Genomic DNA, 18,193 nt, shown 5'->3' with positions numbered 1-18,193 from the left:
AATCATGACACGCGGCGCTTCCACGCTTCTCCAGGCATTCCACGCGTGCTACCTTCCCCGCCTCGAATTGTTATCGAGCGGAGGAATGGCGATGCGCTTATCGAATCTCGGGCGGATGTTCGCGGGGATGTTTCTGGTGGGCACGCTCGGGCTCCTGGGCTGCAAGGGGACCGTGGTGGTTGGTGGCGGCGGCGAGGGCCAGCCGGGCGGGCCGGGCGGACCCGGCGGACCCGGCGGCGGCGTCGTCAGTCCAGCCCCCGTCTGCGGCTCCGAGCTGCACCTCATCGGTATCTACGAATCACACGGCGATCACAGCGGGAACATTCACCCGCCCGGCGCCGCGAGCGTGCACGTCGAGCGGCAATCGAGCTCGATCCTGGTCCTCTCGTCGTACGAGCCGGTGCACTGGACGGTCACCGTGGCCGACGGCGTCACGCTCGAAAAGGTCATCCTGAACGGGTATCACGATCAAACGGCCGACGTGCCCGAGGGCGTGCCGGTCGAGGCCTACGACGGGCCGGACGGCTCGCTCGGCGCTTATGCCTACGCGTGGCCCAACGCCGAGGGCGGCAGCGATACGCAGGCGCTCGTGACGGCGGTCGAGGGCCTGACGGGGCGCGCGTTGACCTCGTTCCATGGCTGCTACCAGGCCACGCATTTCACGCTGCACGACGATCTCCAGGCCGACTCGTCCTGCGCGGTCGAGGCGGGCTACACGCAGACGAGCCACGTCGCCGAGGGCGCGGTCGATTGCGACGACGAGCCGCCGGTCGCGGATCCCTGCGCGGGCAAGGGCGCCGGCGTCGCCGAATGGAAGTTCTGCTCGGACCAGGGCGGCAGCTCGTACACGCCGGCGATCTCGTGCGAGGAGGCGCTCGACAACTGCCTCTTGAACAGCTCGCTGAACCCCGATATCAGCATGATCTGTCGCTTCGACGGCGAGGTCTTGCAGCTCATCGAGAAGACCCCCGGCGCCTGCGACGGATACTGAGGAGACACCATGGCTGAACCCACGACCCTGCGCGCCCTCGTCGGCCTGCCCGCGGATCCCACGGCGCTCCGCGACTCGGCGCTCGTGATGATCGATTGCCAGAACACCTATCGACGCGGCGTGATGCAGCTCGAAGGCGTGGAGGCAGCGCTCGATCAGGCCGCGCGGCTGCTCGCGCGGGCGCGCGTGGTCGGGGCGCCGGTGATCCACATCGCGCACGACGCCGGCCCCGGCAGCCCGTACGACGTGAACGCCGAGATCGGGCACATCGCGGACGTCGTCGCGCCGCGGGCGGGCGAGCCTTTGATCGTGAAACGTTTCCCGAGCTCGTTCGAGCAGACGGACCTCGCCGAGCGGCTCGAGAAGCTTGGCGCGAAAAACCTGATCCTGGCCGGCTTCATGACGCACGTCTGCGTGAACTCCACGGCCCGCGCCGCATTCAACCGCGGCTACCGCGCCACGGTGGTCGGCGGCGCGACGGCGACGCGCGCCCTGCCGGGGCCGAGCGGCCGCGTCCTGCCCGCGGCGACCGTGCACGAGGTCGCGCTGGCCGCGCTCTCGGACATCTTCGCGGTCGTGGTCGGAGACGAATCCGATATCCCCGATTGACGCGCGCTGCGCCCGCCCGCCCGCCCGCCTCGCCCCCTCCCCTGTCAACACAAAACCGCGCCTCCCGTTCGCCGCTCCGGCGGGCGAGCTTTCATGCTGCGGCACGGCGGGCGGATGGGTAAGATCGTTCGCAGCAGAGGCGCATAGCCCACGCGCGCCTGCCATGGTAGAGGCCGGGCGTGAGTCATGTGACCCCCCCGCTCCGCCGGCTCTATGGGACCACGTTGCCGTTCGGGATCGCGTGCGGCATCTCGATCGGGCTGACGGCGGTCTACCTGAACAAGGTCGGGTACACGAAGGCGCAGATCGGCGATCTGGCCGTGTTCTTCGGCGCGGGGCTCGTGCTCTTCGCGCTGCCGGTTGGGGCGATCATTCGGCGGTTTTCGGCCGAGCGTGTCCTCGCCGCGTCTCTGCTCGGTTATGCCTGCTGCCTGGTCGCCTTCCCGTTCGCGCCGAGCTTCGCCTCGGTCGCGGCCGTCCGCTTCGTCGACGGGCTCTTCACGATCGGGATATGGGTCAGCTCCGAGACGGTGCTGCTCGCGCAGGCCAAGAAGGAGCACAAGGCCTACCTCACGAGCCTCTATGCGATATGGCTGGCGAGCGGATACGTGGCCGGCCCGTTGATGGCGACGGGAATGGCCTATTTCGTCCCGGCGACGGTCTCGTTCAGCGTGGCCGCGCTCTTCGCGCTCGCCGCCGGTATTTATGTGTCGCTCCGAATGCCGCCGGCGCCGCCCGTCGAAGGCGCGAGCGCGGAGGACGAAAACAGCCAGGAGAAAGCTTCGGAGCTCTCCGCCGCGACGATCCTGTGGCGGATCAAGACCTCGTGTTTCGCCTCGTTCTCGTACGGCTACTTCCAGGCGGCCGTGGTGATTTTCCTGCCGCTTTACCTCATCGAGTCGAAAGGGGTCCCCGAGAACAACACGATCGTCCTGACGGGGCTCTTTTGCCTGGGGATGATGGTGTTCTCGAACATCGCGGGCCGGATCGCCGACCGCGTGGGGCACCTGCGCTCCGTCCGCGTGCTCTCGGTCATCGGGCTCGCCTGCGTGCTCGGCTTCGTGTACGTCGACAATTACTGGCTGATGCTCGCCATCGTCTTCGGGACGGGCGGGTCGTTCGCCTCGATGTCGCCGGTGGCCCTCGCGCTGACGGGCGTGATCGTCGAGCCGCGCGATTACAGCCGCGCCAACGCGATCTACAACATGTTCTACGCGGCGGGCATCCTCACGGGTCCGCTCGTCGCCAGCCGGATCTTCCAGCGCTTCGGCGGCATCACGATGCTCTACCACCACGTGGCGATGTGGGCCGCGTTCGTGCTCTTCACGGTCGTCTTCATGTACGACGATCCGGCGGCGCGGCGGAAGCGGGACGCGAAGGACCAGGTCGACCCCGACCCGACGGGGTTGCCGGGCGGGGCCGCTGGTTGAAGACCTGTCGAGGTGTGAATCAGCTCGGGCGGATGCCCGATCGTCCGGAGAGCACGCGGTCGGCCTCGGCCTCGTCGAGCAGGGTATAACCGCCGCGCTCCCGGTCGTAGACGTGCACGTCGGCATTCGGGACGTCGAACCACCAGGCGTGCAGCATGAGCGTGCCCTGCGCCACGCGCTCGGAGATCCCGGGGTACGTGAGGATGTGGTCGATCTGCTGGAGCACGTTCGCCTGGGAGAGGCGATCCGCGGGCGGCAGCTCGTTCTTGATGAAGGGCGAGCGCACGAGGCGCGCGAACGAGGGCTCCGCGTGCGAGAGCCATTCCTTCAGGTTCGGCACGCCCTTGAGCTTGTCCCGGCCGGCGAGGACGGCGCCCATCGCGCCGCAGTGGGAGTGCCCGCAAACGACGATATGCTTCACCGGGAGGTGGTTGATGCTGTACTCGATGGCCGAGGCCTCGGAGACATCGGCGACCGACACGCCCTCGGACGAGGCCGGAGCGACGAGGTTGCCGACGCTGCGGACGACGAAGAGATCGCCGGGATCGGTCGAGACGACGAGGTTCGGCACGACACGGCTGTCCGCGCAGGCGAAAAACAGGACGTCCGGCTTCTGCCCTTTTTCTGCGAGGTTCCGGAACAGGTCGAGGAGACCGGGGCGCTTGTTCTTGCGGAAGTCGATGATGCCTCGGAGCAACTTTTCCATGACCGCGGAGGGTAGCCGAGGCCGAACGGGTGGTCCAACCGAATTGTTGGGTACGCAAAGGACCTCGACCCGGGCCTTCGTTTTCCGATGCGAGGCGGGCCGCAAACCCCTGGCGGCGCGTCGGATATCTCAGCTCGACACTTAGCTTTTTCCGATGCCTCGAGCGGCGAGCTCGTTATCGCAGGAACAACGCGCCGACGACGGCCTGCGTCAGAAAACCGACGAACGCGGAGAGGAGAGCCGTCCGCGTGGGGAGGTGGTGCGCGCGCGACAACCCCATCGTGCCGAGGATCAAGCAGCCGATCGCGGCGAGGGGCGCGTAATATCGCATGGCCTTTCCGATGGCGGAAAAACCAAACGCGAGGTGGACGACGATGTCGGGCAGGAGGAAGAGCAACATCATCGGCGCGGCGTACGAGACGCCGAACACCGCGAGCGACGCGCCCCGGCTGCCCGCCCCGCCCGACGCGGAGAGGCGACGCGCGAGGGCGTGCGCGACGCCGCCGCCGATCCAGAAGAGGACGAGGTAAAGCGGGACCGCGAAGAGGGCCTGGAAGAGATAATGCCGGCCCGGGTCGAGCCCCGGCAAGCCGAACCGAGGCGCGTGGCCCGAGAGGTAGAGGAGCAGCGAGAAGAGGCCATGCGTCGCGCCGAGGACGAGCATCACCGAACGGCCTTCCCGCGCGTCGGCGCGCGCGGCGACGCCGGCCATCGCGGCGCGGGGCCCGCGGAGGACGTCGAGGAAGAGCGACCAGGCTGGGCGGGGAGCGGTCATCGACGCCCGTTCGATAGCGGAAACGGCCTCCCCGGGAAAGCGTCGATCAGGAGGCGAGGGCGTCTTCGTTTTCGTCCTCGTGGGGCGCGTGTCCGCGGGCCCCGGAGGCGGGCGCGACGTCCGAAGCGGGGACGACCCGGAGCGAGCCGTCGGCCGGGGCGAGCAGGTCCTGGATGTGCCGGACGCCGAGGATCTCGCGGGCCGCGAAGAGGCCGGAGGTGGCGGCGCCCGCGACGCCGTGGCTGATCGTGCTGGCGCCGACGTTGTAGAGGCCGGGGACGCTCGAGCGAATGGGGAACGAAAAGGGGCCGAGCTGGGACGGGAGCTTTGCGGTGCCGTAACTCGCGCCGCGGTGGGTCTCGCAATAAAAGTCGTTCGTGAGGGGCGTGCCGACGGAGCGGAAGACGAGGTTCTTGCCGAGCCCGGGGATCACGCGCTCGGCGGCGGCGATCATGGCGTCGCCGAGGCGCTCCTTGAGGTCGCGATAGGCCGCGGGGCGGGCCGCGGTGGTGCCGGCCCAGGCCTCGAAGGGCTCGTAGGGGACGAACGTGAAGAGCTCGAGGGTATGGTGGCCCTTCGGGGCGTGGCCGGGGTCCTTCAGCGTGGTGACCGTGAGGAAGAGGCCCTCGATGAGGCCCTGGGGGAGCGCGTGGAGGGCGCGCTCGTAGACGCCGCTCACGTCGAGCGTGCGATAGATCCAGTAATTGCCCGAGTCGAGGCCCAGGGCGCGTAGATCGAGGTCGGTGGCGGCGAAGACGCTGAGCAGGCCGACGGAGTATTCCATGCGGCGGGTCTTCCGGCGCTCGCGCTCGCCGTGGGGCGGCTCGAGGAGCTTGCCGAAGGTGATCGCGGGGTCGGCGTTGGAGACGACGGCGCGGGACGCGAACCGCTCGCCGGATTCGAGCTCGACGCCGGCCGCGCGGCCGTCCTCGACGAGGATGCGGCGGACGCGGGCGCGGAGGCGGATCTCGCCGCCGCGCTTGCGCAGGGCCTTGATCATGGCCATGGGGATACGCTTGGCGCCGCCGCGTGGATAAAAACCGCCGCCGTAATAATGGGTGATCATGCGGGCGTGGAGCGGGAGCGAGACACGCGAGGGGGGCAGGCCGTGGTTGCCCGATTGCGCGGCGAGGATGCCGCGGAGGAGCGGATCGCGGATGGTGCCGTCGAGCAGCGCGCGCTGGGTGCGCAGGCCCCAGACGGCGAGGCTCCGGGCGCGGAACGGGAGCGTGAGGGCGCCGCCCGGCGAGGCGAGCAGCTCCTCGCAGCGGAGGGTGTCGGCGACGATGCGGCCGACGACGTCGAAGTATTTCTCGAGGCCCTTTCGCTCGTGCGGGAAGCGGGAGACGAGGCGCTCGAAATATCGATCGAAGCCGGCAGGGACGTCGAACCGCTCGCCGCCGATGACGAAATGGTCGAACCCGTCCGGGGCGAGCTCGTGGAAGACGAGGTCCGGGGCGAGGCCGAGGCCCTCGTAAAGGGCGCGGACGGATTCGCCGGGGCCGAGCTCGCCGATGTAATGGACGCCGGGGCTGAACCGATAACCTTCGAGCGCGAAGCTGTGCGTCCAGCCGCCCGGCAGATAATGCTGTTCGAGGACGAGCACCCGCTGCCCGGCCCGCGCGAGCGCGAGCGCGGCCGTGAGGCCCCCCGACCCCGATCCCACGACGATCGTGTCCCAGCGCTCCATGGAAAACCTCCTCGATCCGGGCTTCGATGTCAGAAAGGCGCGAGGCGTTGCGCAGGCGCGACATTTCGTCGAGCCGGCGCGATGGCGGGCGGCACGGACGAACGAAACGGCGGCTTCCGCGCGGGCCGCTCGGCTGGTATGGTGTTTGCCCGGAATGCTCTGGCTGCAAAGGGGGGAGGCTGGATGAGGATCGTTCGAGCGTCGCCCGAGGAGAACGTCGACGTGGAGAACACCACGGTGCTCGCGGCGCCGGGTCTCGCGTCGACGGAATCAGGCCCTCGTTCGGTGCCGCGGTCCGAGCGTCGCTTCGTGCCTCCGTCCCTCGCGGAGCGGTACGAGGACATCCATTTCCTCGGCGAAGGCGGGATGGGGGCGGTCTACCGCGGCCGGGACAAGCGGCTCGGGCGCGTGGTGGCGCTCAAGCTCTTGAAGGGCAGCGATCCGGAGCTCTGGCGGCGTTTCCTGCTGGAGGCGCGCGCGCAGGCGAAGATCCAGCACGAGCACGTCTGCCGCATTTACGAGGCCGGGGAGGCCGACGGCGAGCCGTTCATCGCGATGCAATACATCGAGGGCGAGCCGCTCTCGAGGATGGCCGGGCGGCTCTCGCTCGAGCAACGCGTGAAGGTGATGCGCGAGGTCGCGGCGGCGGTGCACGAGGCGCACCGGCTCGGGCTGATTCATCGGGATCTGAAGCCCGGGAACATCATGGTCGAGGCCGACGCGGACGGGGGAATCAAGCCGTACGTGATGGATTTTGGTCTGGCGCGGGAGGTCGCGGACAAGGGGGAGACGGTGACGGGGGCGGTGCTGGGGACGCCGGCGTTCATGTCGCCGGAGCAAGCGAAGGGCGAGGTGCACGCGCTGGATCGACGTTCGGACGTGTATTCGCTCGGGGCGACCTTGTACGACGTCCTCGCGGAGCGGCCACCGTTCGTCGCGCCACACGCGTGGAAGCTCTTGATGATGGTGGCGTTCGAGGATCCGCCGCCGCTCGGGACGGTGAAGAAGGGGGTGCCGGCGGACCTCGAGACGATCGTGATGAAATGCCTGGAGCGTGATCCCGGGCGTCGATACGAATCGGCGCGGGCGCTCGCGGAGGATCTGCAGCGATTTCTGGACGGGGAGCCCATCGCGGCGCGGCGTGCGTCCTGGGGATACGTGCTCCTGAAGAAGGCGCGGAAGCACAAGCTCGCGACGGCGCTCGGGGGGGCGTCGCTCGTCGCCGCGCTCGCGCTCTCGGGTGTGTGGTTCGAGGCGCGGCAGCAGGCGGCGGCGGAGGCGAGGCTCGCGCAGGAGCTCGGGGAGCGGGTGAAGGAGATGGAGCTCTTCCTGCGCGCGGCCTACGCATTGCCCTTGCACGACGTGGAGCGGGAGCGGGACGTGGTGCGGCGGAAGCTCGCGGGGATCGAGCAACGAATGAAGGAGGCGGGGCGGGTCGGCGAGGGGCCGGGGCATTACGCGCTCGGGCGGGGGTATCTGGCGCTGGGGGATCCGGAGAAGGCGCGGGAGCACCTGGAGGCGGCGGTGGCGGCGGGGTATCGGTCGCCGGAGCTCGAATATGCGCTCGGTCGGACGCTGGGGGAGCTGTATCGAAGGGCGCTCGACGAGACGAAGCGGATCACGAACGCGGAGGAGCGAAAGAAGCGGGAGGCGGAGCTCGCGGCGGCGTTGCGGGATCCTGCGCTCGGGCATCTGCGGGCGGCGTCGGGGGCGGAGATCGAGGCGCCGGCGTACGTGGAGGGGCTGATCGCGCTGTACGAGGGGAGGAACGAGGAGGCGCGGGCGCTGGGGAAGGAGGCGTTCGAGCAGGCGCCGTGGATGTACGAGGCGAAGCAACTGGAGGCGGATGCGTTGTTCGCGGAGGGGAGCAAGTATCGGCACGACGCGGCGTTCGATTGGGAGAAGATGAAGCGGTATTTCGATCCGGCGGCGGAGGCGTACGCGGTGGCGGCGCGGATGGGGGAGAGTGATCCGGACCTGCATCGGGCGGAGTGTGAGCTTTGGGAGAAGATGGGGTGGGCAGCGGGGGAGAAGGGGGCGTCGATGAAGGCGGCGCTCGATACGGCGGATGAAGCTTGCATGCGCGCGGTGCAGGCGAGCTCGAAGGATGGAAGGGCGCGGGTGCAGCGGGCGCTCGTGATGTCGGCGCGATCGTATGCATTCCGCGGCGATACCGGGGAGGAAGCACGGCGGGTCGCGGAGGAGGCGGTGCGCGCGGCGGAGGAGAGCGTGCGCATGAGCCCGGGGGACGTGATGGCGCATTATGCGATGGCGCGCTCGATCAACAACCACACGCAGATCCTCTCCTCGCGGGGCGAGGATCTATCGGTCGAGCCCGTCATCTCTGCGTATCGTCGAGCCATCGAGCTCGACCCGAGCTTCACCTGGGCGGTCAACGAGCTGGGGCAGGTATATCTTGCGGCTGCAGGCCGGGCCACCTCGCGCGGCGAGGATGTGCAGGATGTCGTGAACGAGGCCCTCCGACATTTCGACCGCGCGATCGCGCTGGATCCGGCCTTCGCGCCACCCATCCATCTGAGAGTCCAGGCGCTCGCCCTGCTGGTGCGTCACGAGATCCAACGAGGTCGAGCCGAGATGGCTCCAGTCGCGGCGCTGGCGGCGGCACTCACGTCACTCGAGCAGCGGGAAAACATCGACCCATTTCGTAAAGCCTACTGGAGGGCACGCGTGGAGCGACTCCAAGGACTTCGCGAGCTCTCCCTCGGCCGAGATCCACGCCCATCGATACAATCAGCTCTCGATAGGGTGCGTCGCTTCGCCGGTGACCAGCCCAGAGATCCGTACCTGCTCGCCGAAGTGGCCTGCTGTTATTATCTGCGTGCCTTGTACGAGATCCAGGAAGGTCTCGCCCCGGACGCCTCCGTCTCGACCGCACGGCAAGCTACATCGGAGGCGGCGAAGCTTCGCGGGGGCCTGACCCCCGACCTGCGCGGAATGACCGCGGAGATCGACCTGATCGCCATACGCGTCGCCGTGCAACGGAGGGACGTGGACGCCGACGCCTTTGATGCCGCCCTCGCGACGATACGCCCGTTGCTCTCCGATGCCAGGGATCCGAACCCATACCAAATCGCGGCCGAGATCCATGCCTGGCGGGCGTCGTGGGCCCAGCAGACCGCCAGAAGTTCGCGCGAGGACGTCGCCGCCGGGCTCCTCATGGCGGACAAGGCGCTCTCGATAAATCCACACATGGCCACGGCGCTCCTGGCGAAGGGTCTACTCTACCTGGTACAGGCTCGCGCGGCAGGCCGTGGGGCCGCGGTCTCCGACGCCGCCCGTCGCGCGAGGGAGGCCCTGGAGTCCGCCTTCCGCGAGGATCACAGCCTCGAGCGCCAACATGGCCAGGCTCTCATGGAGGCGCTTGCGTTGCTCTGAGACCCGCCGCGTCCCCTGGGTACGCGCTCGCGTACCCCACGGACACCTGATACCGCACCCTGTAACACCAACGTATCCGAGACGTGGTGGCGGGTGGGCTTCACCTGCCGTACCGAGGCCTCCGGTCCCTACGATGACGCCCGTCGTCACGGCTCACGTGGAGTTGGCACGAGCGGTGCACTACCGTCCGCTCGGCTCGCGGAACCGTGGAGGCACTCATGAATGACGTTCGATCCTCGTGCATGATCCTGGTCAGTGCTTGTATGCTGGCGACGGGGTGCGGAGACATCGGTGCCGGAGGCACGGTCGGAGTGGACGCGTTCGACGTGCCGCTCGAGCCGATGACCGGCGGCGATCCGGATCCCGATCCGCCCCCCACCGGGCAAAATCCCTTCTTCCCCAACTGCTTCTGGCACCACGGCGTCCAGCAGACGTACCGCGATCTCGCTGATGGCCCGCTCGTCAATGCGCAGGGGCAGCTCCCCAGCATGCCGCACCTGCCGCAGCTCGGGTCCGATTCGTGCAGGGAACACGCCCTCAAGTTCCTGATCAAGTGCGCCCTGCCGCAGAACGTGACCGTCACGGATCCTGCCACGAACCTGACGTACTCCGGCTGGTACGGCGTCGCCTCGCAATGGCAGACCCAGGCCCTCGGCTCCGACAACAGATACTGGATGACCTCCTGCCTCGTCCAGCACCTCAATGGTTACAAGACCACCACGAACCTCTTGCTGGAGGGGTATCGCCCGGGCTTCTACATCAACACGGTCCCGTCTGGATACCCCAAGTACGACTCGATCGTCTGGGGCAATCTGTTCGATTCGATCGCGCCCCTCGAGCCCGAAGATTATACCCCGCGCTTTTCCCGCCCCGCGTTCACGGCCAGCGCGTGTTACTTCGACGACCTGATGTACGACTGCAACGATGCGGAGGCCGTGCTCGACGACAAGCTCTGCGGCACCGCAGGCACCTCGTGTGGCGTCCACGTGGTAGGGCCGTGCGAGACCGCGTGCACTTGGTGGAACGGCGGAAACTACTGGAGCTGCGGCGGCACCTATCTCAATTTCCGCGAGCGCCTGCCCAACCTCGACATGTACGGGCTCGACTGCGACCTCCCGGAGTGACCCCACTTCGTGGTCCACGACGAGCCTCGTCCACCGAATCCGAGCCGCTAGCGGCGCCCTGCAAGGGGCTGCCATTGAATGGAAAGGTACTCATGATCAACGTTCGACTTTCATCCTTGATGCTCGCTGGCGCATGCACCTTGGCGACCGGCTGCAGCGGCCCCGAACACGCGCTCGACGAGGACATGTTCGACGTCCCGTTCCAGACGATGGGCGACCCCGATCCGCCGCCGACCGGGCAGAATGGCGACGACTCGGTGCCCTTGTGGTGGCCCCAAACGCTGACGGCGCTATACGCCATCGGCTCTCAGGCGCTCGATGCAGGAGGTGGAACGATGATATCGTTCCTCACCAAGCCGCCGGTCTACTCTCACCAGTATTTCAGATCGGCCGTGAAGTGCGCGCTACGCGAGGACCAGGCGGTGCGTGACCCGATCACCGGGGAGACGTACAGGGGTTGGTGGGGGCTCGCCGATGGATGGCTTGGCGCTCCGCTTACGCTCTCGGAGCAACGGTGGGTCTCCGCCTGCATGATTCAAAAGCTGAATGCCTTCGAGGAGCCCGTGCCCATCCTGCTCGAGGGGGCGCACGCCGCCATCGAGCCCGACAGCACCTTGCAGGGGACGTACAATCTCCGCGAGTCGACCGCGTTCGGCAATCTGTTCCTGGGCCCAGCGAACTCGGAGGCGTACGTGTGCTGGGAGGACGACCTCGCGAACGCGTGCGGCGATCCTGCCCAGGCCATGTCAACCCGCATCTGCGACACGAGCTCGACGTGCAACCTGACGAACCTCGGTGTGTGCGGTTCCGGGGGAGGTTCCTTGGAGGGCGGCCTCTGGGACTACTTCGACAGCTATGGCTACACCGAGACGATCCGGGTACGCCTCAAGACCGAGGACGCGAGCTGCTACATACTGCAGTGAGTGCCCCTCACCCCTCCTCCTCCCCCATCCCCTTGAACGGCGCTCCCTCCTCCCCGAGCGCCTTGCAGAGCGCCTCCACCTTCTCCCATTCGCGCCGCAACATCTTGTGGTGATTGCGCGCCTGCACCTGCGCGCCCTTCCCGAACAGCCGGAACGCCGCGTCCCGGCTGCCGAGCTTCTCCACCGCCGTCCCCAGCACGATCCCGCGGAACGCGTCGCATACCTCCAGCTCGAGCCCCTGCCCCTTCGCCTCCAGCCGCTCCGCCTCCTCCACCAGCGCCTCCGCCGCGCCGCGTAGCGCCTCCAGCGCCGACCGCCGCTCGCTCCCGCGCTCGTAGCTCAAGGCCCGCGCGAAATGTTTCTCCTCCAGCACGACCTCCGCCCCCGCCTGGCCATGCGTCATCAACGCGAGCGCGTAGGCCCGCCGCACCACGTTGTCGAGCTGCCGCAAATTCCCCGGCCACGTGTGCTCCGCCAGCAGCCGCTCCGCCCCCGCCAGGATTCGCACCTCTCCGCCCGGCACCGATTCACGATGACGCCGCACCGCCATGAATCGCGCCCACTCCGCCACCTCGTCCCGCCGCTCGTCGAGCGGGGGGATCTTCAAGGGCAGCACGTTGATCCGATAATAAAGATCCTCCCGGAAACGGCCCGCCTTCACCTGATCGTACAGGTCGACGTTGCTGCCCACGATGAAGCGCACGTTCGCCTGCTGCTCCCGCGCCCCGTCCCCGATCGGGCGATACGTCCGCGATTCGAGGAGCTGGAGCAAGCCCGCCTGCGCCTTCAGCGAGAGCTTGTCGATCTCGTCGATGAACAAGGTCCCCTTGAACGCCCGCGTGATGCAGCCCGGCGTGTCGCGCACCGCGCCCGTGAAGGCGCCCTTTTTCCAGCCGAAGAGCTCCGCCATCTGGAGCTCCTCGGGCACGGCGATGAGGTCGAGCACCTCGAACGGCGCCCCCCGCCGGACCGATTGCGCATGGCACCACCGCGCCAGCCGCGATTTGCCCGCCCCCGTCGGACCGCCGATGAGCAAGGTCTCCTCCTGCTGCGCGAAGACCCGGAGCATTTCGATCAAGCCCGCCATGGTCTGGCCAATGACCGGCAAGAGCTCGTCCGTGGCGCCACCCGTCACAGGCCGCAAGGGCAAGGTCGCGAGATAAGGCGCCGCGAGGTCGGCGAGGACCTCGAGCGATTCGTGGAGGGCCGGGAAGATGAAATCGTCGCCCACGGCCCGCGGGCAGGCCGCCTCGACCGTCGCCATCCCCTCGATCGCGCCGTGGAAGGCCCGCAGGGGGACCGCATAGAGGTGGCTCGTGTCGCGGTTCGTCAATCGCAGCACGCTGTCCTGGCCGGAGAACCCGCCCTCCTGGAGCACCTTCGGCGCATCGTCCTCCAGCGTCCACACGCGGCCGAGCGGGACGTCGAGCGCAATGGGGCGCCCCCGCGTGACGATCCACCGCCACGCGCTCGCGGAGGGCAGATGGTGGATCACGGGCTCGCCGCTCCGGTGGGCGTCGTCGACGAGCACCAATCGCCGGTAGCCGTCGCCGGGCCGCAGATGCGCCATGCCGCGGAGGATGCGGCCTCGGTTCGCGAACCCGCTCGCCCCGAGCGCCTCGTTCGCCGCGTCCAGCATCCCGCGCAGCATGGCCTGCGCGGCGTCCTCGAAGGTCCGCGCCTGCCGGAGCTTCTCGACAAAAGCCAGGATCTGCCGCTGGTTCATCACGCGTCGGTCCTCATCACGGTCCGGAATTCCCCCCGCAGCCGACGAGCAGCTCCTCGCGTAATGCCGCGCCTGCCGGGAGGAGAGGCTCGATCGCGTCGAGCAACCCCGCCGCGTTCGGGAATCGCGCCTCGCGGTCGAGCTGCGCCGCGTGGTCGAGCAGCGCCTCGACCTCGGGCGAGACCCACGGCGCCGCCGCGCGAATGCGGGGCATGGGCGTCGTCGAGATACGCGTGAGCAGCATCGGGAACGATTTCACGTCCGCGTGCGGCGGCCGGCCGGCGAGCATCGCGTAGAGCGTCACGGCCAGCGAGAACACGTCGCTGCGCGCGTCGAGGCCCTTCGCGCCGTCCACCTGCTCCGGCGACATGTAGAGCGGCGAGCCGAGGAGCTGCCCCGTCGCCGTCATCGACGCCTGCGGCGCCGTGAGCCCGGCGCCCGCGGACAGGTCGACCGGGAGGCGCCGTATCTTGGCGATGCCAAAATCGAGGACCTTGACCACGATCTCGCCGCCATGTTGCCGCGCCAGGTAGAGGTTGCCGGGCTTGACGTCCCGATGCACGACCCCGGCCGCGTGCGCCGCCGCGAGCCCCCGCGCGGCCTGCGCCGCGATCCGCAAGGCCACGTCGACCGAGAGGGGCCCCACGCGGTCGAGCAGCGATTGCAGGTCCTCGCCGCGGAGCAGCTCCATCACGAGGAACGGCGCCTCGGTCTCGGGGTCTCGCTCGATGTCGAAGACCTGGGCGATGTGCTCGGACGCGAGCGATCCTGCGATACGCGCCTCCTGCTCGAAGCGCAGGACGTCCGGGTCGCGCGGGTCGAGGAACCCGCGGACGTGCAGGGCCTTGAGGGCCACGCGTTTGCCCGTGCGCAGGTCCTTCGCCGCGTACACCGTGCCCATGGCCCCCCGGCCGAGCACGGCCGAGAGCTGGTAATGGTCTCCGATCCGCCCTTCGATCCGGGTTGCCAAGAGCTCCAGGGTACGCGTTCTCTCCCACGCCGAACAGGCCCCCGTCCAGGCGGTCGGCGACCGGGTCGAGGAGGTCCGCGACCGGGTCGAGCAGGTCCGCGACCGGGTCGAGCAGGTCCGCGACCGGGTCGAGGAGGTCCGCGACCGGGTCGAGCAGGTCCGCGACCGGGTCGAGCAGGTCCGCGACCGGGTCGAGGAGGTCCGCGACCGGGTCGAGCAGGTTCGCGACCGGGTCGAGGAGGTCACCGACCGGGTCGAGCAGGTTCGCGACCGGGTCGAGCAGGTCGCCGACCGGGTCGAGCAGGTCCGCGACCGGGTCGAGCAGGTCCGCGACCGGGTCGAGACCTTTGATCGACCCCCTCGAGACCTTTGATCGACCCCCTCGAGACCTTTGATCGACCCCCTCGAGACCTTTCATCAAAGGTCCCCCGAGGCTCAGGTCCCCCCGGCATCCACATCCGGGGGCGTCGCCGCCGTCAGGAGCGCTCCGGGGCAGACGACCGGCTGCGCCCGCTCGGCGATGCCCTCCCGCATACACGATTTCCCCATCACGCGGATTCGCTCGCCGACCTGGAGATCCTGCGGGCACGGGGTCCGCGTGGCCGCGGAGACACGATCACCGTCGACCGCGTAGACCTCGCAACGCTCGTCCTTGCGCGCGAGGTAATGGCGGACCGTCGGGCGCCGCGGCAGCACGGGCGCCGCGGGCGCCGCCGACGCGGAGGGCGCGAAGGGCGGCGCGGGCGCCGGCTCGGGTTCGGCGGTCTCGCACGATACGAGGAGCGTCGCGAGCAGGACCCCGCGGAAAGAGCCGCCGAACTTGTCGCGCACAGGCCCACTCTTGCCACAAGTTTTGTCGTGGCGGGCCCTCCGCGTTGGGGTAATTGAACGATCCCCCATGGCCGAGCCTCGCCCCTCGTCGCGGTCCGGAAAGGACGGGATCCCCATCGACTGGGGCAGCCTCGCGCCGCTGCGCCTCCGCGCCCGGTCCCTGGCCGAAGGCGTGTACGCCGGAGGGCACCGGAGCGTTCGAAAAGGGCCCGGCGTGGAGTTCGGCGGGCACAGGCCCTACGTGCCCGGCGACGATCTGCGGTTCTTCGACCGCCGCGCGCTGCTCCGGCACGACCGGATGATGATCCGCGAGTTCGAGACGGAGACGGATCGCGCGCTCTGGCTCTGCGTGGACGCGACCGCGTCGATGGCCTACCGGAGCACGCGGGCCCCCGGGGCGAAGCTCGCGTACGGGGCGCTCGTGGCCGCGGCGCTCGCGCGCGTGGCGCTGTCGAGCGGCGATCCCGTGGGGCTCGCGTGGATCGGCGGGCGAGGGACGCTCGCGCTGCCGGCGTCGAGCGGGCGCGAGGCGTTCGACAGGGTGGCCGGCGCGCTCGAAGGGGCCGCAGCCGCAGGCGACGCGAGCGCAGACGAGGCCGCGATGGAGCGCGCCCTCGCCCCGGTGGCGCGGCGCGCCCGGCGCGGCGCGGTGATCGTGCTGGTGAGCGATTTCGTGGACCTGCCCGAGCGGGCGCTCTCGGCGTTTTCGGCGCTCGCGGCCGGCGGGCGCTCGCTCGTGGCGGTGCGGGTGCTCGACCCGAACGAGGCGGATCTCGGCTTCTCCGGGCACGTGCGGCTACGCGCGAGCGAGGGCGACGTGGTCGTCGAGACGGACGCCGAGGAGGTGCGCGCGATCTACCGCGAGCGGCTCGCCGCGATCGCCGAGCGCTGGTCGAGGGAGCTCTCGGGCCGAGGCGGGCGCTGGGTGGAGGCGACGACGGACAGGCCCCCCGCCGACGTGGTGCGCGACGTGGTGCGCGCCGTGGCCGAGGCGCGGGCATGAGCTTCACCACGATCGCCGGGCTGCTCGTGGCGCTGCTCGTCGCCGCGCCGATCGCGGCCCACATGCTGCGGCGAAGGCAGGCCGAGGAGCAGCCGTTCCCGCCGGCAAAACTCGTCCCGCCGACGAAGCCCATGGCCCGGCGGCGCAGCATGCTCGAGGATCGCTCGCTCTTCGCGGTGCGAGCGCTCAGCGTGCTCCTGCTGGCCGTGCTCGGCGCGACGCCGTTCGTGCGCTGCGCGCGGCTCGGCCTGGCCCGGAAGGACGGGGCGTCGGTGGCGCTGGCGATCGTGATCGACGACTCGCTCAGCATGCGCGCGCCGCTGGAGGGCGGGCCAGGCGGGCCGGGCAAGCGGACGAAGTTCGACCGGGCCCTCGCGTCGGCGCGCGAGCTCGCGACGGGGCTACGCAGCGGCGACGCGGTCGCGGTGGTGCTCGGCGGCGCGCCCGCGCGCGTGGCGCTCGCCGCGACGACGAACATGACGGCCGTGACGGGCGCGCTCGACATGATCGAGCCGTCCGATCGCGCGACCGACCTGGAAGGCGCCCTGGCCCTGGCGCGGGAGCTCCTGCTCCGCGTGCCCCACGCCGATCGGCGGGTGGTGCTTTTGAGCGACCTCGCGGACGGGGCGCCGAGCGCGCCGCCCCTCGGCGGCGGCTCGGATGCGGCGCTCTGGGCGCCCGTGCCGGAGCTCGAAGCCACGGGCGGCGATTGCGCGGTGACACGCGCGGACGGGCGCGCGGGCAAGGTGCGGGCGCGGGTCGTGTGTAGCCCCGAGGCCGCAGGCGCCGCTTCCGCCTCGGCCGGGCGCTCGATCGAGCTCCGCGGCGAGGGCAAGGTGCTCGCCTCGGCGCCGCTCGGGGCGGCGGTCCGCGCCGAAGAAATCTCGCTCGACGTGCCGGCGGGCGCGCCGGCGGAGCTCACGGTCGGGCTGACGCCGGGCGACACGATCCTGGAGGACGACGAGGCGCCGGTGGTCGCGGCCGGCGGGGCGCTGCCGATCGCGGTCGTGGTGGACGTGGCGTCCTCGCACGTGGCCACGGGCGGGCCGCCGCCGATCGAGCAGGCCCTCGCGGCGATGCACCTCGACGCGGAGGTGCGCCCGCTGCCGGCCGTGCCGGACCACGCGGAGGAGCTGTCGGCGTTCGCGGGGCTCGTCGTGGACGACGTGCCGGGCTTCACGCCGGAGGTGCGGCGCTCGCTCGCGGCGTGGGTGGAGCGCGGGGGCGTGCTGCTCTTGACGCTCGGTCCACGCGCCGCGACGGCGCCGCTCGGCGCGGGGTTCGACCCGCTCGTGCCGGGCGTGGTGCGCTGGGGGGCGAGCCCGTCGCAAGGCGCGGACCCCACGAGCGCGGTGTTCTTCGGGCCAAGCGCGGAGGGCCTGGCCAAGCTCTCGCCCGACGGACGCGCGTCCTTCGATCCGGCCGCCCTGACGAACGCGGACGTGCTCGCGCGCTGGGACGACGGGGCGCCGCTGCTCTTGCGCCGCTCGCTCGGCCGCGGGGCGGTCTACGTGCTGTCGCTGCCGCTCACGGTGGAGGAGAGCGACTTCGTTTTGCGTCCGGCCTTCCTGGCGCTGCTCGATCGCTTCGTGGGCACGGCGCGGGCCCGGGGCGGAGCGCGGCAGATCGAGGTCGGCGACGCGTTCACGTTCGACGGGTTCAAGGACGTGGCGGTCGAGCGACTGCCCGTCGGCGCGGGCGAGGCGCGCCGGACGATCCCGGTCGTGGAGCAGGACGGGCGCCGCCGCGCGGTGGCGCCGCTGCGAGGTCGGTACGAGGTGCGGCTCGACGGCGAGCGGGTGATCCGGGTCGCGACGGTGCCGGAGCGCGAGATCGATCTGCGGCCGCGGCGCGTCGTCGACGCGGCGCGCGCGGAGGAGCTCGGGGGCGTCGTGCCGTCGATCGACGCGTCGCCCTACGTGGCGCTCGGGCTGCTCGGCCTGGTCGTGCTGGAGCTGTTCCTGCGCGCGGTGGGGCAAAAGCGCGAGGGTTCGGCGGCAGCCTGAGCCTCACCCCCAG

14 protein-coding genes are annotated in these 18,193 nt (G+C 70.0%); 8 read left to right on the top strand and 6 right to left on the bottom strand.

Annotated features, from left to right (window positions below; genetic code table 11):
- Nucleotides 1–91 precede the first annotated feature (91 nt).
- The 3 genes from GF068_RS28150 (at nucleotide 92) to GF068_RS28140 (ending at nucleotide 3,030) form a co-directional block, all read left to right on the top strand.
- A complete protein-coding gene (locus GF068_RS28150; protein ID WP_153822577.1) occupies nucleotides 92–991 on the top strand; it encodes a hypothetical protein in 900 nt (299 codons plus the stop codon).
- 9 nt (nucleotides 992–1,000) lie between these two features.
- A complete protein-coding gene (locus tag GF068_RS28145; protein WP_153822576.1) occupies nucleotides 1,001–1,600 on the top strand; it encodes a cysteine hydrolase family protein in 600 nt (199 codons plus the stop codon).
- Nucleotides 1,601–1,779: 179 nt separating this feature from the next.
- Complete coding sequence (locus tag GF068_RS28140) at nucleotides 1,780–3,030, top strand: MFS transporter (protein ID WP_338046601.1); 1,251 nt, start codon at nucleotides 1,780–1,782, stop codon at nucleotides 3,028–3,030.
- A gap of 19 nt (nucleotides 3,031–3,049) precedes the next feature.
- Here GF068_RS28140 and GF068_RS28135 read toward each other — a convergent pair whose 3' ends face one another.
- The 3 genes from GF068_RS28135 to GF068_RS28125 all read right to left on the bottom strand — a co-directional run bounded on the left by GF068_RS28135 (nucleotide 3,050) and on the right by GF068_RS28125 (nucleotide 6,201).
- Nucleotides 3,050–3,736, bottom strand: coding sequence for a carbonic anhydrase (locus GF068_RS28135; protein ID WP_153822575.1), 687 nt, complete (start codon nucleotides 3,734–3,736; stop codon nucleotides 3,050–3,052).
- Nucleotides 3,737–3,911: 175 nt separating this feature from the next.
- Nucleotides 3,912–4,511 carry a hypothetical protein gene (locus GF068_RS28130; protein WP_153822574.1) on the bottom strand — a complete coding sequence of 200 codons (600 nt, stop codon included), beginning with the start codon at nucleotides 4,509–4,511 and terminating at the stop codon, nucleotides 3,912–3,914.
- A 46-nt stretch (nucleotides 4,512–4,557) separates the two neighbouring features.
- Nucleotides 4,558–6,201 carry a phytoene desaturase family protein gene (locus GF068_RS28125; RefSeq protein WP_153822573.1) on the bottom strand — a complete coding sequence of 548 codons (1,644 nt, stop codon included), beginning with the start codon at nucleotides 6,199–6,201 and terminating at the stop codon, nucleotides 4,558–4,560.
- A 183-nt stretch (nucleotides 6,202–6,384) separates the two neighbouring features.
- Here GF068_RS28125 and GF068_RS28120 point away from each other — a divergent pair, with 183 nt between their 5' ends.
- The 3 genes from GF068_RS28120 (at nucleotide 6,385) to GF068_RS28110 (ending at nucleotide 11,644) form a co-directional block, all read left to right on the top strand.
- Nucleotides 6,385–9,597, top strand: coding sequence for a serine/threonine-protein kinase (locus GF068_RS28120; RefSeq protein ID WP_170319725.1), 3,213 nt, complete (start codon nucleotides 6,385–6,387; stop codon nucleotides 9,595–9,597).
- A 218-nt stretch (nucleotides 9,598–9,815) separates the two neighbouring features.
- Nucleotides 9,816–10,721 (top strand): hypothetical protein, encoded by a 906-nt coding sequence (locus GF068_RS28115; protein WP_153822571.1) that lies wholly within the window; start codon nucleotides 9,816–9,818, stop codon nucleotides 10,719–10,721.
- Between the two features lie 185 nt (nucleotides 10,722–10,906).
- Nucleotides 10,907–11,644: a hypothetical protein gene (locus GF068_RS28110; protein WP_153822570.1), complete on the top strand. Its 738-nt coding sequence runs from the start codon at nucleotides 10,907–10,909 to the stop codon at nucleotides 11,642–11,644.
- Nucleotides 11,645–11,651: 7 nt separating this feature from the next.
- Here the strand turns inward: GF068_RS28110 and GF068_RS28105 are convergent, their stop codons facing one another.
- The 3 genes from GF068_RS28105 to GF068_RS28090 all read right to left on the bottom strand — a co-directional run bounded on the left by GF068_RS28105 (nucleotide 11,652) and on the right by GF068_RS28090 (nucleotide 15,171).
- Nucleotides 11,652–13,370: a sigma-54-dependent transcriptional regulator gene (locus tag GF068_RS28105; protein WP_153822569.1), complete on the bottom strand. Its 1,719-nt coding sequence runs from the start codon at nucleotides 13,368–13,370 to the stop codon at nucleotides 11,652–11,654.
- Between the two features lie 16 nt (nucleotides 13,371–13,386).
- Nucleotides 13,387–14,340 (bottom strand): serine/threonine-protein kinase, encoded by a 954-nt coding sequence (locus GF068_RS28100; RefSeq protein ID WP_153822568.1) that lies wholly within the window; start codon nucleotides 14,338–14,340, stop codon nucleotides 13,387–13,389.
- 435 nt (nucleotides 14,341–14,775) lie between these two features.
- Nucleotides 14,776–15,171: a hypothetical protein gene (locus GF068_RS28090; protein ID WP_153822567.1), complete on the bottom strand. Its 396-nt coding sequence runs from the start codon at nucleotides 15,169–15,171 to the stop codon at nucleotides 14,776–14,778.
- Between the two features lie 67 nt (nucleotides 15,172–15,238).
- Here GF068_RS28090 and GF068_RS28085 point away from each other — a divergent pair, with 67 nt between their 5' ends.
- Nucleotides 15,239–16,174, top strand: coding sequence for a DUF58 domain-containing protein (locus tag GF068_RS28085; RefSeq protein ID WP_153822566.1), 936 nt, complete (start codon nucleotides 15,239–15,241; stop codon nucleotides 16,172–16,174).
- Nucleotides 16,171–18,180, top strand: coding sequence for a VWA domain-containing protein (locus GF068_RS28080; protein WP_153822565.1), 2,010 nt, complete (start codon nucleotides 16,171–16,173; stop codon nucleotides 18,178–18,180). The genes GF068_RS28085 and GF068_RS28080 overlap by 4 nt, the downstream gene beginning before the upstream one ends.
- Nucleotides 18,181–18,193: the final 13 nt, after the last annotated feature.

Source organism: Polyangium spumosum (genome assembly GCF_009649845.1).
In the GTDB taxonomy this organism is placed as follows: domain Bacteria; phylum Myxococcota_A; class Polyangia; order Polyangiales; family Polyangiaceae; genus Polyangium; species Polyangium spumosum.
The sequence above is the reverse complement of the archived record's forward strand: the minus strand, read 5'-3'. Positions and strand labels throughout refer to the sequence as shown.

Excerpts from the sequence above, each read along its gene's own strand:
- GF068_RS28115 (WP_153822571.1), top strand. The coding sequence starts at position 9,816 with ATGAATGACGTTCGATCCTCGTGCATGATCCTGGTCAGTGCTTGTATG.
- GF068_RS28085 (WP_153822566.1), top strand. The coding sequence starts at position 15,239 with ATGGCCGAGCCTCGCCCCTCGTCGCGGTCCGGAAAGGACGGGATCCCC.
- GF068_RS28150 (WP_153822577.1), top strand. The coding sequence starts at position 92 with ATGCGCTTATCGAATCTCGGGCGGATGTTCGCGGGGATGTTTCTGGTG.
- GF068_RS28125 (WP_153822573.1), bottom strand. The coding sequence starts at position 6,201 with ATGGAGCGCTGGGACACGATCGTCGTGGGATCGGGGTCGGGGGGCCTC.
- GF068_RS28130 (WP_153822574.1), bottom strand. The coding sequence starts at position 4,511 with ATGACCGCTCCCCGCCCAGCCTGGTCGCTCTTCCTCGACGTCCTCCGC.
- GF068_RS28120 (WP_170319725.1), top strand. The coding sequence starts at position 6,385 with ATGAGGATCGTTCGAGCGTCGCCCGAGGAGAACGTCGACGTGGAGAAC.
- GF068_RS28110 (WP_153822570.1), top strand. The coding sequence starts at position 10,907 with ATGTTCGACGTCCCGTTCCAGACGATGGGCGACCCCGATCCGCCGCCG.
- GF068_RS28080 (WP_153822565.1), top strand. The coding sequence starts at position 16,171 with ATGAGCTTCACCACGATCGCCGGGCTGCTCGTGGCGCTGCTCGTCGCC.
- GF068_RS28145 (WP_153822576.1), top strand. The coding sequence starts at position 1,001 with ATGGCTGAACCCACGACCCTGCGCGCCCTCGTCGGCCTGCCCGCGGAT.
- GF068_RS28105 (WP_153822569.1), bottom strand. The coding sequence starts at position 13,370 with ATGAACCAGCGGCAGATCCTGGCTTTTGTCGAGAAGCTCCGGCAGGCG.
- GF068_RS28135 (WP_153822575.1), bottom strand. The coding sequence starts at position 3,736 with ATGGAAAAGTTGCTCCGAGGCATCATCGACTTCCGCAAGAACAAGCGC.